Source organism: Muricauda sp. MAR_2010_75 (assembly GCF_000745185.1).
In the GTDB taxonomy this organism is placed as follows: domain Bacteria; phylum Bacteroidota; class Bacteroidia; order Flavobacteriales; family Flavobacteriaceae; genus Flagellimonas.
Genome location: NZ_JQNJ01000001.1, coordinates 1,110,076 through 1,126,365 on the forward strand (window position 1 = coordinate 1,110,076; position 16,290 = coordinate 1,126,365).

Annotated in this window: 14 protein-coding genes; 8 read left to right on the plus strand and 6 right to left on the minus strand. The window is 36.6% G+C overall.

Annotated elements, in window-relative coordinates; genetic code table 11:
* Positions 1-44 precede the first annotated feature (44 nt).
* From atpD to FG28_RS04940, 3 genes are all read right to left on the minus strand, one after another.
* Positions 45-1,553 (minus strand): F0F1 ATP synthase subunit beta, encoded by a 1,509-nt coding sequence (gene atpD / locus FG28_RS04930; protein WP_036380418.1) that lies wholly within the window; start codon positions 1,551-1,553, stop codon positions 45-47.
* A 163-nt stretch (positions 1,554-1,716) separates the two neighbouring features.
* Positions 1,717-4,479: a TonB-dependent receptor domain-containing protein gene (locus FG28_RS04935; RefSeq protein ID WP_036380420.1), complete on the minus strand. Its 2,763-nt coding sequence runs from the start codon at positions 4,477-4,479 to the stop codon at positions 1,717-1,719.
* A 257-nt stretch (positions 4,480-4,736) separates the two neighbouring features.
* Positions 4,737-6,596 carry a recombinase family protein gene (locus FG28_RS04940; RefSeq protein WP_036380422.1) on the minus strand — a complete coding sequence of 620 codons (1,860 nt, stop codon included), beginning with the start codon at positions 6,594-6,596 and terminating at the stop codon, positions 4,737-4,739.
* 294 nt (positions 6,597-6,890) lie between these two features.
* Between FG28_RS04940 and FG28_RS04945 the strand changes: the two genes are divergently transcribed.
* From FG28_RS04945 to FG28_RS04955, 3 genes are read left to right on the plus strand one after another with little or no spacing between them, the layout of a single operon-like run.
* Positions 6,891-7,292 carry a hypothetical protein gene (locus FG28_RS04945; protein WP_036380424.1) on the plus strand — a complete coding sequence of 134 codons (402 nt, stop codon included), beginning with the start codon at positions 6,891-6,893 and terminating at the stop codon, positions 7,290-7,292.
* A 35-nt stretch (positions 7,293-7,327) separates the two neighbouring features.
* Positions 7,328-7,828 (plus strand): hypothetical protein, encoded by a 501-nt coding sequence (locus tag FG28_RS04950; protein WP_036380426.1) that lies wholly within the window; start codon positions 7,328-7,330, stop codon positions 7,826-7,828.
* Positions 7,829-7,833: 5 nt separating this feature from the next.
* Positions 7,834-8,022, plus strand: coding sequence for an AlpA family transcriptional regulator (locus tag FG28_RS04955; RefSeq protein ID WP_036380428.1), 189 nt, complete (start codon positions 7,834-7,836; stop codon positions 8,020-8,022).
* Positions 8,023-8,171: 149 nt separating this feature from the next.
* Here the strand turns inward: FG28_RS04955 and FG28_RS04960 are convergent, their stop codons facing one another.
* Positions 8,172-8,693, minus strand: a complete 522-nt coding sequence (locus FG28_RS04960; protein ID WP_156102205.1) for a hypothetical protein — start codon at positions 8,691-8,693, stop codon at positions 8,172-8,174.
* A gap of 207 nt (positions 8,694-8,900) precedes the next feature.
* On the opposite strand from FG28_RS04960, the gene FG28_RS04965 reads away from it, so the two are divergent.
* From FG28_RS04965 to FG28_RS04975, 3 genes are all read left to right on the plus strand, one after another.
* A complete protein-coding gene (locus tag FG28_RS04965; protein ID WP_036380430.1) occupies positions 8,901-9,428 on the plus strand; it encodes a hypothetical protein in 528 nt (175 codons plus the stop codon).
* Positions 9,429-9,448: 20 nt separating this feature from the next.
* Positions 9,449-9,892 (plus strand): hypothetical protein, encoded by a 444-nt coding sequence (locus FG28_RS04970; RefSeq protein ID WP_036380431.1) that lies wholly within the window; start codon positions 9,449-9,451, stop codon positions 9,890-9,892.
* Positions 9,893-10,312: 420 nt separating this feature from the next.
* Complete coding sequence (locus tag FG28_RS04975; RefSeq protein ID WP_156102206.1) at positions 10,313-11,197, plus strand: hypothetical protein; 885 nt, start codon at positions 10,313-10,315, stop codon at positions 11,195-11,197.
* Positions 11,198-11,379: 182 nt separating this feature from the next.
* Here the strand turns inward: FG28_RS04975 and FG28_RS04980 are convergent, their stop codons facing one another.
* Entirely contained in the window at positions 11,380-11,985 is a 606-nt protein-coding gene (locus FG28_RS04980) for a recombinase family protein (protein ID WP_036380435.1), read from the minus strand.
* Positions 11,986-13,147: 1,162 nt separating this feature from the next.
* Between FG28_RS04980 and FG28_RS04990 the strand changes: the two genes are divergently transcribed.
* Complete coding sequence (locus FG28_RS04990; RefSeq protein WP_156102207.1) at positions 13,148-13,678, plus strand: hypothetical protein; 531 nt, start codon at positions 13,148-13,150, stop codon at positions 13,676-13,678.
* 2 nt (positions 13,679-13,680) lie between these two features.
* Positions 13,681-13,962, plus strand: coding sequence for a helix-turn-helix domain-containing protein (locus tag FG28_RS04995; protein WP_036380441.1), 282 nt, complete (start codon positions 13,681-13,683; stop codon positions 13,960-13,962).
* Between the two features lie 353 nt (positions 13,963-14,315).
* Here FG28_RS04995 and glmS read toward each other — a convergent pair whose 3' ends face one another.
* The gene (gene glmS / locus FG28_RS05005) at positions 14,316-16,163 is read right to left on the minus strand and encodes a glutamine--fructose-6-phosphate transaminase (isomerizing) (RefSeq protein ID WP_036380445.1); all 1,848 of its coding nucleotides are present in this window, start codon (positions 16,161-16,163) and stop codon (positions 14,316-14,318) included.
* Positions 16,164-16,290: the final 127 nt, after the last annotated feature.

The following is a 16,290-nucleotide window of genomic DNA, read 5'->3' on the forward strand; positions in this document are numbered from 1 at the left end:
TTGAGCTAAATCTAACTACTCAATACCAGATTCTCAATTCTGTTCTACGCTTCCGCCAACATTTTCTCTCCGGCCTCAATGGCTTCGTCTATGGTTCCCTTAAGGTTGAAGGCAGATTCTGGGAGGTGATCCAATTCACCGTCCATAATCATGTTGAATCCTTTAATGGTATCCTTAATGTCTACCAAAACTCCGGGTATTCCCGTAAACTGCTCGGCCACGTGGAAAGGTTGTGACAAGAAACGTTGTACACGTCTTGCTCTACCAACCGCTAATTTATCTTCTTCAGAAAGTTCCTCCATACCCAAGATGGCAATAATATCCTGAAGCTCTTTATAACGTTGCAACAACTCTTTTACGCGTTGCGCACAGTCATAATGTTCTTTACCCAAAATTTCAGGGGTCAAAATCCTAGAAGTTGAATCCAATGGATCCACCGCAGGATAGATACCCAACTCTGCAATTTTACGTGAAAGTACGGTAGTGGCATCCAAGTGGGCAAATGTTGTCGCTGGTGCAGGATCCGTCAAGTCATCCGCAGGTACGTAAACCGCCTGTACCGATGTAATGGAACCTCTCTTTGTTGATGTAATTCGTTCCTGCATGGCACCCATCTCAGTGGCCAAGGTAGGTTGGTAACCCACCGCGGAAGGCATACGACCTAAAAGTGCCGATACCTCGGAACCTGCTTGTGTAAAACGGAAAATATTATCCACAAAGAAAAGAACGTCTTTTCCTTGTCCCTCTCCTGATCCATCACGGAAATATTCTGCAATGGTCAATCCAGACAATGCCACACGGGCTCGGGCTCCTGGAGGTTCGTTCATCTGACCGAACACGAAGGTTGCCTTGGATTCCTTCAAGGCTTTTTTATCTACTTTGGACAAATCCCATCCTCCTTCTTCCATGGAGTGCAAGAAATCGTCTCCATATTTTATAATACCGGACTCCAACATCTCACGAAGCAAATCGTTTCCTTCACGGGTACGTTCACCAACACCTGCGAATACGGAGAGACCACCGTGACCTTTTGCAATGTTGTTGATCAACTCCTGAATCAATACAGTTTTACCTACACCTGCTCCACCAAACAATCCAATTTTACCCCCTTTTGCGTAAGGTTCGATAAGGTCGATTACTTTAATGCCGGTAAAAAGTACTTCTGTTGAAGTGGAAAGGTCTTCAAACTTTGGTGCTTCCCTGTGAATTGGAAGTCCATTGTCTCCAGTTTTAGGTAGGTTTTCCATCCCATCGATAGCATCACCGATTACGTTGAATAGACGTCCGTACACATCCTCACCGATTGGCATTTGAATTGGGTTTCCTGTAGCAACCACTTCTACACCTCTACTTAAACCGTCGGTGGAGTCCATGGAAATGGTTCTTACCGTATTCTCACCAATATGTGATTGTACTTCCAATACCAATTTTGAACCATCTGCTTTTGCGATCTCAAGGGAATCGTAAATTCTAGGAATTTCTACCCCTGATTCAAACTCAACATCAATGACCGGGCCTATAATTTGGGCAACCTTACCTGTTACTTTAGACATTAGTGTGTTTATTTTTAATTGAATACACGGAAAATAACCGCTATTTTTTCGGCTGCAAAGATATGTTTTTCCCTCATTATTGAGAAACCGATTTTAGCTTTTTTTTAAAAGAAAAAAGGCGTTGGAAAATCCAACGCCTATTCTTTTTTTAATTTACTCCCATTTAGGGGTTTATGGTCCAAGACAGATAATAAATGGAGCCGATGTTCCCCGTACCGATTGCAGTGTAGTATTCATCGCCCAAAATGTTGGATCCCCCTACCTTAAATATGGATTTTATGCTTGGAACAGCATAGTTGATCTGCGCGTCCAATACAGTAAACGCAGGAATTTGTCCGTCGGCAAAGGAAGCTTCCCAGAAATAGCTATCGCTCCATCTATAGTTTACATTGAAACCAAAGTTCTCGAAAAGGGCGGTGTTTCCAAAGTGGGCTTTCACCTTATGCTTTGGTGTGTTGAAGTTTGTTCTAAAATCCGATAATCTTCCTTCATCAATATCCAAATCGGCGAAGGTATAGTTAACCCCTAAGTCAAAGTTACCCAATTTGGTATCTACTCCTACCGTTGCACCATAGGAGTTGACATCCTCATTTGAATTGGTATAGGTTTGGTACACCTGATAATCCCCATTTTGAAGCGCCAACAAAGATAACCCTCCGTCTCCCGCCTCTCCATAAAATGGAACTGCGGTGGTCGTATTGGCCAAGAAATTCTTGTACTTATTATAGTACCCGCTTAAATCAATGGTGAACTTGCCAACCTGAGCCCTATATCCTGCTTCATACGCCGTGATTTCTTCAGGTTGTACCAAAGGTGTCTCCACTGCTTCAGGTGCCCCAGCTTGCAACGAACTGGTGGAATAGGCGTTTTCATAGGCAGCACGGCCAACAATTTCTACCGTAGCGGGTTGACCCAAATTGTCTTGGGCGGCTTGACTCACATTGAATGTTCGCACATCCCTATCCAAGTTTGCCGGGGCAGAACCTACTAGAATAGCACGACCAGCATTTAACCCAATAAATAAATCCTGTGTAGTTGGATTTCTAAAACCTTGTTGAACCGAAACTCTTAGGTTATGATTTCGCTTTTCACCTAAGGTGTAGGCCACGGAGACCCTTGGCGATAAAAACCCATCAAAGAATTCGTTTTTATCGTACCGAGCCGAACCAGTGAATTTTAAGCGGTCATCCAAAAATTTCTTCTGAATCTGGGCATAAGCTCCATATTCATTATAGGTAATTGGCCCATCAATATCGGTGAAAATGGTTCCGTTGGAATTCAATTCATACTCCCTAAAAGAACCTCCTATCTGGATATCGGCCCAATTATCAATCAAATGGGCCAAATTGTAGTTTCCATTCACATGCCGGAATTTTGTTTTATCCACAAACTTAGCCCCAGTGGTGAGGTTACCATCATTGGTTACTTTGTTGAAAGCGCTTTGGAATCCAGGTGTTCCAGGCACCAACCTTCCTGTATCGGCAGCTTGTCTACCAACAATATGCGCTTGTTCAGAAGCTTGTTCGGGTGTAAGCCCACCCTGTTGAATTCCTCCTAGGTATGTTGGGATATATGCCGTTGCATAGTCTGTGAACCATTGCGTATCTGACTTCCAAGATCTATTAATGTTAATTGCCGCAAAGCGTGTATCATAAGCATCTCCAGAGTTTTCTGAAACGATATATCCTCTAAGGAAAAAATTATCGTTTTTTATCTCCAACTTGTGTTGCTGCATGGTAAAACCTGCAACTGCATATCGGTTGGCCCCTTGATAAATAGTTGTACCTCTACCGATCCTACTGTTAAAGATAACCTCTAGGTCATTGCCAAAGGGTCTGTAGTGCAATGCAAAATCTGCTTTAACACTTTCAGCATTATAATTGGCCAAGTCAGCTTCGTCATATCCAGTTCTTGAAATAACAGCAGACCCAACGGTACCTGTTGGCAATCCGGCAGCGGCATCGAAGTTTAATGTCGTTGAAACCTCATCCCCATAAACATTTAATCCATCATAGGCTGGATTGGAACGGTCAGCACCGGGATTGTTTAAATCCACAGTACGGTTGGCATGCCAGTCTTCACCATTTAGTACCGATAAGTTTGCCTTAACAGCCACTTTATCGCTAAAGGCGTGAGCTGCACGTATGCCAAAATCCTTATAAAAATTGCTTCCTGCGGCATCTTGTATGGTAACACCTCCCTTGGCATAGGCGCTTATCCCTTGAAAATCAAAAGGGTTCTTACTGGTCATAAACAGTATCCCGTTAAAGGCACCTGCACCATACAGGGCCGAAGATGCTCCTGGTAGAATTTCCACACTTTGCACATCCAATTCGGACATACCCACAAGGTTACCCAATACGAAGTTAAGACCGGGTGCAGTATTGTCCATACCATCCACCAACTGTAAAAATCGGTTATTGGCAAAAGTGGCAAAACCCCTAGTGTTAATGGATTGAAAGGTTAAACTGTTGGTGTTGATGTCAACACCTTTTAAATTCTGTAGGCCGCCATAAAATGACTCAGCCGTAGTGTTCTTAATTTCCCTTAATCCAAATCTTTCTACGGAAACAGGAGACTCAAAAATACGCTCTGGGGTTCTTGAAGCAGAGATCACAATCTCGTCCAACAGGGTGTTGGCTTCCGATAGGGTTATGGAAAGTGTTTGGTTGTTAGAAGTGACATTGGCCACAAAATCTGAAAATCCAATACTGGTAAATCGAAGTTGGAATGGGGGTTCTTCCGAAGTATTGAAGGTGAAATTTCCATCAAAGTCAGTGGTGGTTCCTTCTGCTTTTCCCACCAAAACTACATTGGCCCCTGGTATGGGCTCATTGTTATCATCAACTACCTTTCCCTGTACGGTTGTTTGAGCATAGGATACAACTCCAAACATCATTAGGGAAATGAATAAAAGTCTTCTCATCAGCTTTGAATTAGAATTAAATTAGAATTAAGTATCTGTTAAGCAATGGTCGTGGAAGATACATTTTTTTTCATTTGATTTCCACAAATATGAAAAAAATTATGCATGCATAATACTTTTTTCACAAAAAATATAGAGCAAATATGTCTATTTCATAAAAAAAGCACCCAATTGGGTGCCTTTCTATAGTAATTCAATAATCTGAAAAGTTACTCCACGGTAACTGTTTATTATTCTGTGTATGTTATTCTTACCCCTTATTCCTTTCCCAATAATTCCTTTTTGATATAGTTGTAATATGATGAAAACTTTGGTTTATCCCAGATTTTATTAGTTGGGGTTCTCAAACCCAAATTGTTGAGTTCTTCACAAACCTCGGAATGAGACAATCCATTTTTGATTTTTAATTCATAAATGTGGTTGTTCAACTTCTCTCTATCTTTCTTACTTATTCTATTTCTCTTTGTTGAGGTTGGAATAATCACTTCCAGATTATTCTCTCCTTCTTCAATATCGTACCGTTTAAATCCTTTTTCGTCTTTTCCTTCCTTATATATTATGGTATCACCAATAATTGGTTTAAGAAAAGAAATATCCAATTCATGTGATTGAATATTTGGATTGTAGTTCACTTTAATGGATTCTACATAATCTTTGAGGAACGTTCTCTTTTTGGAATTATCAAAATTGGGTACATCATCTAAAATCTCATACATCTTCTCAATCCAATTGACCCATCCTTTAGTATCAGAATAAAGTTTTTCTTCTTTCTTTAGTTTTTGCAATTCTTCATCGATTACCGTCAACCTTTCAGAGAACTTATCTTTCAATTGTTCCCCATACCTACTGGTTAATTTTCCCAATCTAATTTCAAAATCAATTTGTACCAACTCTCTTTCTATTCTCTCTTTTTCTTTCTCCTTTTTGTTTATATAACCTTTTATCTTGTTCAGTTTCTTTTTATTCTCATTCTCATTTTCCCATTTCGGTTCTAAGTTTTTCTTCTTGAATTCCTCCCTTACTCTCTTGGATTCCGTCAATGATTCCAAAACTTTATCAAGTACCAAGGTATCGGTCAACTCTGTTCTCAACCCCTTTTTAAGTCCACAGTTGTTGTAATCAAACTTCTCCCCATTGTATTTCCATTTATATTCCTTACACCTACCATAGTACATTGAATTCTGTTGGTTTCTTTCTGGTAACATTAACCCACATACACTACACTCCAACAATCCTCTCAACAAGGACTGACTTTCTTTGGGTGTATTGTTCCTTGTGGAGGAATCCATCCTTTTTTGAACTCTATCAAATACCTTTTTATCAATGATTTTTGGAGTTTCAATTTCAATTTCTTCGATAAGTTTCTTTTCTCCGTTGGGTAAATTTTCTTCCCACCTCCATACTTGTTTCCCTATATAAAGGGTATTTCTCAACATCTTTTGAATTGTTCCCAAATTCCATCCATACTTGGATTTTCTTGGTTGTATTTCCACCTGTTTATCCAAAAACATCTTGATATCCATCGTGGATTGACCTTCATCATACATTTTGAATATCTTCTTGACGTACTTCCCTTCTGTATTATCTATAATCAGATTTTTATTCTTTACGGAATATCCAAAAGGAATTGTAGAACCTAAATAGGTGTTCCCACTTTTGAGAGAATTTCTTTTTCCCATGACACTTCTCATTCTTCTCAATTCATTATCGTATTGAGAAATCAAGGATAACAACCCAATAGTGAGTTTGTCAGTTAGATTTTTCAAATCATACGGTTTATCACTTTCACCTACATATACCTCAACCCCATAATCCAAAAACACCTTCAGAATGGAATACCAACTGTTTGAGTATCTCCCCAACCTATCAGTATTAAAAACCCACACCTTCCTAATTCCCTTGGGTTTTTGGATTTCATTCAATAATTCCACCAGTTTTGGACGAAAATTGATTTCAACATTATAGGAACTTTGAACACCTTCATTGAATTCAACATAATCGTATCCCAAAACTTTACTCATTTTCCTACCCATTTCTTTCTGAGTATCCAAAGAACTCCCATCTACTTCTTGTGGTTTTGAGGAAACACGGTATAACAATCCAATTTTTTTCTTCATCTGAGTAAGATTTATAAACACGTCAAAATATAGTATCTGTCTAATTTATACTTTTTCTTACCAATGTCAACTGGTTTTACTTCGTTTTTCTTAAAACCATCAAAGTTTCCACTTTTTACCGAAAACCTTTACGTTTTCCCCTTCTCCCCAATACTTATTGTAAGAAAGAGGTAAATACTGTAATACAGTACCATGAGAATGGTTGAAAGAGTACTATCGATTTCTAAGTTTAACGAACATCAATACCGGTAATGGGTAAATGGTATTCCATTACCAATAATTCAAATAACAATTATGAAATCAATGGGAGTAATGTTCAGAAAGATTGATAAAACTGCTAACAACAGAATCACCAATCCAAACAGGGAACTATTGAAAAAACAAGTAAAAACCCTGCACAGAAAACTAAAGAAGAAGGATGATATAACCACTTACTACGTCATTGAAAGTGACACCAACAAAGGTGGTAAGTACCACACCCACCTCCTAATCAAGTACAACAATCAGGAGAACCTCTACAACGGGTTATCTCGATTCGTAGGTGGAACAATATGGGAAGAAAAAGATTGGGGATTGGACACCCTTAAAACTTGCAAGGGAACGTTTGGTGAGGTGGATGTACACCCTATCCATGATGAAGTTGAGTTTATGAGGTACATGGACAAAAAAGAAATGATTGAAAAACCATTGATTTAAGAACAAGAGTATTTATACAAAAAGAGGAACTGATTATGATAGATGGAATAAAACTGACAACTGAGGGTATTACACCTCAACAAATGAAAATCCGATTAAAGGAACTTAGTGGTGTCCCATTGTATGAATGGGAAAAAAAAGAAGTGGAAATCCCTTCAGAGGATGAAGATGAACTCTTTGATTTGGATGAAATCCTCAGGGAAATGGGATATGATGATGAAGATGAATTTGATATAGAGGATTCAGAGGAAGATGTTTACAAGAAACTTTCCAGTTTGGAACTCAATGAGGGAAAGGTGAACGTGGATGGTATAAAGTTCATTTCCGTTATTACCTCAGATAATGTTTTATCATTCATACCATCCACCATAAAGGATATCATGGGAATCGAGGATAAGGGATGGGATGAAATGGATACCATCAAAAATATCATCACCCATTTGAAGAAGAAATTCAAAGGATTGGATTTCAACCCATCATTTGATTATGACGGTCAAGGATATGGTGTTGAGGTGGATATGAACTCGTTTATTTAAAGGAAATGGAAAAAAGAATTACAAAACAAGAACTTGAAAAAATGTACGGTGTGGGTAGAAAGACCATTGAGAATTGGGTAAAGAAATATGATTTACCCCTCATTAGGGTATCTCCCAACAAGAAGTACATCAGAAAGAGTGATTTGATGGAATGGGAAGAATCGAAGATGGAAAATATATTAAGAGAGGTTTAAATTTCAAACTATGTCAAAGTTTGAAAATGACACACTATTCGGTAGAATGTATTACCTTTTTAATATATCACCTATGTGGACTATGGTGTTCATGTTGAAATAAATTTCCGATGAGGACTGTTCTTGAAAATGGAACAAATGTGATTTCATTATTTGAGGAAATCCCAAAATTTCAACTTATTGTCCCTCCATTTCTTTATAACCATATCATTATCCTTCTCCATCTCCTTCATTAGATTGTTTGTAATAATTCTACGAATATCTTCTCTACACTCATCAGATAGATTGTCTTTCCAATCATTCACACGAGGTCCATATTTTGCAACCTGAAGAATCTCATCCACCTTGTACCGTACATTTTCATCACTCCCCAAGTATACTTTCCTTTTAATATTACCCAAATCCACATTCAAACTCCATTGATAATTGTTACTTGATTGTTGAGTCGGTGATACGGAAGGTATGTAATTGGTTTGAAATGAATGAAGTTCTTTATAGAGTTGGGTTCTTTCCTTTTCCCATTCCCTTCTTTCTTCTTTCAGTTCCCCTAATTTACTTTTCAACCTTTCAATTCTCTTCTTTCTTATTTTGATCCAATGTTGAAGTGTTCCAAATCTCTTCTTTTTGTCTTGGATATCCTCGGGGGTTTTCTCCCATACCTCATCCTCCACATATTTCAATTGATAATTCCTACTCATCGTTTGATGGATTTTAAATGACAAGGTAAAAAAATATCAAAAAATAACTCTACACTTTTTTAAAAATATTAACAGAGTAAAGTGTTGACTATCTTGTATATGTAATTGATTGATAAGGTTATAACATTGGTTGTCAGTCTCTAACAAAAATTAAATAGTTAAACTCTAAAATTTAAAATCATGAAGAAAAATGATGTTTTAAAAAGTGTAAAAGTGATTTCGTTGAATCCAAAAAGTCAAGAAAAAGAAGAAACTCTAAGGGTTTTTATTGATGAACTCTCTAAATCACTTAACATTTCCATAGACGATTTCGAAATTGATTATACGTGGTGTAATTATCACGTTGTCCACAACAAGAAACCCTTTCATGGTTCTGATTTACGTCTTCTTAGTAGATATTCCAATGAAAAATTCAAAATCCAATTTACCCCAGTGAGTTCTAATACTGTGGAACTTCAATGGATTGAAGTATTTGATAATGGAAATGGTTTAGGTTCAGATTTAATGAATGAAATACTTGATGTATCAGATAAAACAGGGATTAACATCAAAGTACTCCCAGTTGATTTCAAGTGTAATGAGTTCGGAGGATATCTGAATAGGTTGAGAGAGTGGTATCGTTCCTTTGGATTTACATCAAAAATTTACAACAAGACCCCTTACCTCCACTATTATTCACAGAAGGTAGAATTAAAAATGGTATCCTAATCAAAGTTGTTGAAAGTACTATGAAGTATAAGACTCCGAGGTACACAGGTAAACCATCAAAACGAAAGTTCTTGGGATTTGGTTTCTACATTCAAAGTAATGAAAGACTTTCAAAAAAGAATAGAGAGAAATTACTGTTGGATTCGGAGATTCATTTGGGTGAGGTGTTTGAAGGACTAAATCTTACCGAAAATTTCATCAATTCCACTGGATTGGTGAAAGAACTGGATCCCAACCTGTCAGACTACGAACTCCTGGGGATGTGGAATCCAATATATGAGGAATTTGGTTACTTGATGTCAGAGTTCAAGGAAAAATGGGAGGAAACCAAAATTAAAGAGTTCAAAAACCATGGTTTCAAACAGTCAAGTGAGTTTGAAGAATTAAAATCAAGGGTTAGTAATATCGAAAAGGAGATAATGAAATTGAAAATGAATAAAATCAAAGGTTTGTTAGGTGTTTGAAAACCAATTGAACTCATTAAAATATTATTGGATGATTGGATTCAGTTAAATACCCAAGAGGACCCTCACTATCGGTAGTGGGGTTTTTCCTTTTAGGGAGTATGTAAGAACAAAAATGAAAAGGAGTGAAAGATTGATATACTCTGTTTGGAATCGATTCATGACCACCCTACAAGATATGTTGAAGATGGTTCATCGATTGTCACTATAAAATGAAAAAATTATATCTTTTCATCATATAAATTATATATAGTTTTAATTATTAAAGAATCTACTCACATGACTTTCTCTCGAATATCTTTTCTTTTTGTTCTTTTAGTGGTATTATTTGGATGTAACAATCCTTCAAAAAAAACAATTTTTGATAATCTTAGTATAGAGGAAATCAAAACTATTTCTAAAAGAATCCAAGAGTTTCCCATGATGTATGAGGAAATAATGGAGATTAGAAATTCCCCGAAGTTGAATACACAGGAACGAGTTGATTTTTCTGAACTCACCTATGAAGACTTCATAGATTATCATGAATTGGTTAATGATTCTACATATTGGGGAGAGGAACTTCAAAAATTTGAGGAACAATGGAATAATGAGTATGGTTTAATTGATAAGAAAATAGATTCTTTAATAGAATATTACAACATAAAATACGAGAAGGAAAAATTAGAGAATTATGTTAAAATAGAACCCATTCAATACTATCCATACTATAAAGACATAGACTCCATTTTAATTGATGGATATCGTTTTGAATTTAAACTCACACCCATAAAAGGAAAATTAGATAAAGTTTCGTTTTCTTTCAATTTAAAACCGATAAAACCGAACAATAGATCATTAGAGAATTTTGGTTTAATGGATGAAATAGATGTTTTTCATTTTACTCCTTTTTCGAATGTTGTAAATGTTTTTGGTTTTATTGTTGACGTAAATAATGACAAATGGTTTAGAGTTCTTAGGGATAAAAAAATTGATGATTTATTAAAGAATTATGAAATAGTCTACGAGGTCCAGTCACTAACATTTAACGGGATTTATATGTTCCACGGGGATTTTGAACCACCCTTTGAAATCATGAGGTACAATAAATCAATAAATGAAGGTGAAAGTTCCTCTGTTATAGGTTATAGACGTGAATACATTAGTGAAAATATTTTGAAGAATGACGATTACATTTCCCTTACTTCTTACAAAGAAAAACAGAAGGATAGTATTCTGGGGTTGAACCAAAAATTTCAGATGGTCCAAAAATTTCAAATTATGAAGTATGAACTAAAAAATAGAGGTAAAACTCTCAATTTTTAATCCAAATACTCTGAAAGAATTTTCAAGAATTGATTTTCGTATTCATAAATCCCTAACCATACATCCAACCCATTCAAACCAACTTACATAGGGTTCTTTTTCCAACCCTCTCACATACCTCAACCCATTTATCCTTTCATATTCCTTACGGAGTTCCTTCTTCCGTTTCTTTGATATATTTCTCAAACCTCAACATATTTACGAACCTTGACAACTGTTTTTGGTGATACTCCCAACCTAGAACTAATATCTCTTACCGATTTACCCTTTTCAAGAAGTGAGATGATTTTCTTAGTAGAATTTTTCTCTAAAAATGTACTCCTACTCTCAACAGAACCAACTTTTCTACCCAACTTCCCTCCTTTATTTACATATACTTTTCTACCCATTTCAGTTCTTTCACGAATGTTATCCCTTTCAAGTTCATAAAGTGAACTCATAACAGAGGTAATCAAGTTCCAAATTGGATTTTTCTTACCATTTACTTGGGATTGAAGATTACCCATTCCCCTTACCACAACATTAACCCCATTCTTTTCAAAGAAGTTTAGAGTTGTAAGGGTATCTAAAGTATTTCTACCCAATCTCGATAAATCTTCCACAACCACCTCTGAAACTTTACTTTCATTTATCAATTCAGTTAGTTTCCTACCTTTTTCCCGTTTAGAAAATGGAACTTTACCACTTACACCTTTATCGAAAAGGGTTAAATCATAGTTCTCTTTATCGAGTTTAAATCTTTCTCCCTCTTGTTGGATGGTTGAGGTTCTGTTGTACTTGACTCTCATGATAGAATTAATTAAAAGTGTTACCCTTTTTATTTCAATATTAAATATACAACATTCCTGATTGACCCGGAAGTAAAAATCAGGTTTTAATGTTACCTTTTTTATTAAGATTAAAAGGGAAGTGAATTAAAAGTCATCGTGAATTAAAGTGGGACGGATTGAGTATATTAACTTACTCTTAGAATTCATAAATCATGGAACGAGATAACTTAAAATTATTATTACCATATTCTGGAACAATTTTGATAATAATAGGTTACTTAAAGTTAAAAGTTTATTATTCGTATTTTGGATTGAATATTTTGAATTACCTAGAACTTTCCGAATTACTCACCCAATTTCTACCAGATTTTTTAAACTATCTACTTACGTACATTGTCATTATATTTTTTGTGTTCTTATTACCGAAAAAAAATAAATCTTCCAACATTGAGGACACATTATTGTCTTCTAATTGGAAAACAAGAATTAAATCTTATATCGCAAGTTGGTTTTCAATATTAGGTCTAATATCGTTGATTATAGTTTTAGGGTTTATTATATTTCTTTGGGTAAACCATGATTTTTTTGTTATCAAATATCTTCTGTGGTTAGTGTTGACCATGTTTCTTTTTTTGATTCTTGGTCAAGAATCCATATACAAATATTTTAAAATCTTCAAAAAATATCCACGATTAGACTACCTATTCATTTTAATTTCTACAATAACTTTAACAATATTGAGTATTCTTTCGGGTTTATTCGAGTCAAGAATGGTACTACGTTACCATCATAAGAACGTAACAATTTTTACCCACAAGAAAAAAGTAATTACTACCGATAAAGACATTATACTTATTGGACAAACCAACAAATATCTATTCTTATATGATAAAGAAATGAAACTGTCAAAAGTTTATAAAAGAGAGGAAATAAATGATTTTCAAGTTTTGAATTATGACAAATTTGATTTGGAGTAATCTCATTTTTTTAACTTCATGTTTCTTAAAAACTTTTCGTGAAAGTACCCCCACCCCCCTTCATTAAAAACCTTAAAGGACCCGTTTTTATATCGAGGTCAATTTTTTTCCCTATGGGAACTTTTTCAAAAATAAAAATCCATGATACTTATAGATGAAGTGTGAACCAACAACACTTCCAAAGAACCAATAAGAAAAGAATTATGGATAAAATAAATGAATATGAAATTGAAGGATTGATAGGAATCCTTAGAGAAACAGGAATCAAAGGAATACTCAAACACTCCGATCTGATTGTGTGGAATCACATATTGGAAAGAGGTTGGTGTGAAGATAGTTCAAGGGATGGAATGATTAGATACCTACGTGAGAACACCGATATGAGTTATGGGGAAATTACCTCGTTACTGAATAGGTTCAAGGATTGGAAAGAACTTCTCCCATCATACAGTTTAAAACTCAACTCCAAACTCGATTCAATAAACAAGAGGTATAATTCAATTGTACCGTTCCAATGGATAGGTGAAAGTGATAATCGGAAACTACTTGGTTTTGTAAACGAGGAACGTGGTATCAATGTCTATGATGGTAGTGGGGATTTCTTGGTGAGGGTATGTGAGATAAAAAAGGGGAATTGGGAAGTAAATTGGAAAAATACAATGAATCTTACAGTACCTCAACAGAGATATATATTGGATGAAATCTCACGTTTGAAAAAGACAAATTGGATTTGATTATGGAGAATCCGTTTGAAGAACAGATTGAAGGTCTGGAGTTCTATCGATGGATATCGGTAGATGATTGTTCAGAAAAATTGAATGTGAGTAAAAGAACAATTTTCAAATACCTCAAAGAAGGAAAGATTAGGGGTGTGAAATGGAAAAACCGAAGGTTGGTGGATTCTGTTTCGGTAATCGGTTTCCTGCTGGAGAAAAGGGTGATTGAATACGAACAACTCAAAAGTGAGGAAATGAGAAAGATGGTAAAATCAAAGAACCAAAATCTTATCCCAAATTGATTCTATAAACTCCCTTGTGGGGTTCTCAACCAATTCAACGGATACATCTTTTAATTCTACTATATCCTCCCTTTTCACCCTTTCCTCACGTTTCAATCCCTTTTTGTAAATAGAGAAAACAATTTGGGGTGTAAAAGACCCCCCACGGGGTGATTTCAAACCTTCCTCGTTAAGGATTTTGGAAATCTTTCTATACCCCATCGGAGTAAGAATATTTTCCTTAAATCCTCTTATTTTGTCAAAAAGTTGTTGTTGGTATTCACTATAATTTGATTCCCACAATTTTGTGGTAACTACTGATACCGTGAACCTTATGATTGTTATTGCGGGGTAAGGATAATAAACACTTTTTTCTATTCCACCGTAACCGATTTTGCCAAATTTCTGGGCTGATCCACATTACATCCCCGCATTACGGCAATGTGATATGATAACAATTGTAGTGGTATTGTTGTCAATAGTGGCGAAAGCCCTTCCGAGGTTTCTGGAACCTCAATGACGTGATCCGCTAGCTCTTTTACAGTTTTGTCACCTTCAGTAACAATGGCAATGATCCGTCCATTTCTGGACTTAATTTCCTGAATATTGCTGACAACCTTCTCATAATGCCCTTTCTTGGTCGCAATGACAATTACTGGCATCTGTTCATCAATCAAGGCAATGGGCCCGTGCTTCATCTCGGCTGCCGGATAACCCTCCGCGTGGATATAACTGATTTCCTTCAACTTTAAGGCACCTTCCAAGGCCACAGGGAAATTATATCCCCTGCCCAAATAGAGACAGTTGGTGGAACCTTGGTATATTTCTGAAATTTTTTTCACAGCTGCATTCGACTCCAAGGTCTTCTCCACTTTTGCAGGAATACCTTCCAACTCCGCTAAATATTCATGGTACTTGGATTGTGACAACGTCCCTTTTTCTTGTGCCAGTTTTAGAGCAATTAGGGTGAGTACCGTAATCTGTGTGGTAAATGCTTTTGTTGAGGCCACACCGATCTCAGGACCGGCATGGGTATAAGCTCCCGCATGGGTTTCCCTGGCTATTGATGAGCCGACCACATTGCAAACCCCAAAAACAAAGGCACCTCTTTCCTTGGCCAATTTTATGGCCGCCAAGGTATCTGCAGTTTCCCCAGATTGCGAAATGGCAATCAACACGTCATTTTCCGTAATTACCGGGTTTCTATATCTAAACTCCGAGGCGTATTCAACTTCTACAGGAATCCGGGCCAAATCTTCAAAAATGTACTCGGCCACCAATCCAGCGTGCCATGATGTTCCACAAGCCACAATAATAATTCTGTTGGCGTTGAGGAATTTTTCTAAATTTTGATCAATGCCCGCCATTTTTATAAGGCCTTTATCTGCGAGCAAACGTCCTCTATAGGTATCCAATATGGCCCTGGGTTGTTCATAGATTTCTTTGAGCATGAAATGCTCGTATCCTCCTTTTTCAATCTCCTCAAGATTCAATTGAAGTTCATGGATATTGGGATAGGCGATGGCATCGTCCTTGATTTTCCTCAACTTGATTTCCTTTCCGATGCGCACAATGGCCATTTCCTCATCCTCCAAATAGACTGCATTATTGGTAAATTCAATAAACGGGGAAGCATCTGAGGCAATAAAGTATTCGTTTTCCCCTATTCCAATAGCCAACGGGCTTCCCAGTTTGGCCACAACAATCTCATCGGGCTTATTTTTATCAAAAACGGCAATGGCATAGGCACCCACTACCTGGTTGAGCGCAATTTGAACTGCTTTTCCCAATTTTACGCCTTCTTTGTTCTTTACCTCTTCGATAAGGTTGACCAATACTTCAGTATCTGTATCAGATTGAAAGGAATAGCCCCTCTTGATCAGTGCCGTTTTTATGGACTCATAATTTTCGATGATTCCATTGTGGATAATCACCAAGTCACCGGAATTTGAATAATGGGGATGTGAATTTACATCGTTGGGGACCCCATGGGTGGCCCATCTTGTATGGCCAAGCCCCAATTTCCCGGTTGTGGATATTGAAGTTTCGGCTTTGTGCTTTAGGTCCTCAACCTTGCCTTTTGTTTTGGATAAACTGGTGTTTTCACCATCAAAAAGTACAATCCCTGCACTATCGTATCCTCTATATTCCAGTCTTTGAAGACCTTTTATGATTATGGGATATGCGTCTCTGTGACCAATATACCCTACTATTCCACACATAAGATAGATTTTTGTTGAACGGTTGTTGTTGGGTTAAGCTCCTTAAAATTATAATCTATTGCTTAAAAACCAACAAAACGACACGTTGAAAACGATGAACAACGTAAAATTAGCCATAAGAAGCGAT

Bases quoted from the DNA above. Each gene is read 5' to 3' on its own strand.
- FG28_RS04945 (WP_036380424.1), top strand. From the start codon at position 6,891: ATGAAATCAATGGGAGTAATGTTCAGAAAGATTGATAAAACTGCTAAC.
- FG28_RS04955 (WP_036380428.1), top strand. From the start codon at position 7,834: ATGGAAAAAAGAATTACAAAACAAGAACTTGAAAAAATGTACGGTGTG.
- atpD (WP_036380418.1), bottom strand. From the start codon at position 1,553: ATGTCTAAAGTAACAGGTAAGGTTGCCCAAATTATAGGCCCGGTCATT.
- FG28_RS04950 (WP_036380426.1), top strand. From the start codon at position 7,328: ATGATAGATGGAATAAAACTGACAACTGAGGGTATTACACCTCAACAA.
- FG28_RS04975 (WP_156102206.1), top strand. From the start codon at position 10,313: ATGATGTATGAGGAAATAATGGAGATTAGAAATTCCCCGAAGTTGAAT.
- FG28_RS04965 (WP_036380430.1), top strand. From the start codon at position 8,901: ATGAAGAAAAATGATGTTTTAAAAAGTGTAAAAGTGATTTCGTTGAAT.
- FG28_RS04990 (WP_156102207.1), top strand. From the start codon at position 13,148: ATGGATAAAATAAATGAATATGAAATTGAAGGATTGATAGGAATCCTT.
- FG28_RS04980 (WP_036380435.1), bottom strand. From the start codon at position 11,985: ATGAGAGTCAAGTACAACAGAACCTCAACCATCCAACAAGAGGGAGAA.
- FG28_RS04970 (WP_036380431.1), top strand. From the start codon at position 9,449: ATGAAGTATAAGACTCCGAGGTACACAGGTAAACCATCAAAACGAAAG.
- FG28_RS04995 (WP_036380441.1), top strand. From the start codon at position 13,681: ATGGAGAATCCGTTTGAAGAACAGATTGAAGGTCTGGAGTTCTATCGA.
- FG28_RS04935 (WP_036380420.1), bottom strand. From the start codon at position 4,479: ATGAGAAGACTTTTATTCATTTCCCTAATGATGTTTGGAGTTGTATCC.
- glmS (WP_036380445.1), bottom strand. From the start codon at position 16,163: ATGTGTGGAATAGTAGGGTATATTGGTCACAGAGACGCATATCCCATA.
- FG28_RS04940 (WP_036380422.1), bottom strand. From the start codon at position 6,596: ATGAAGAAAAAAATTGGATTGTTATACCGTGTTTCCTCAAAACCACAA.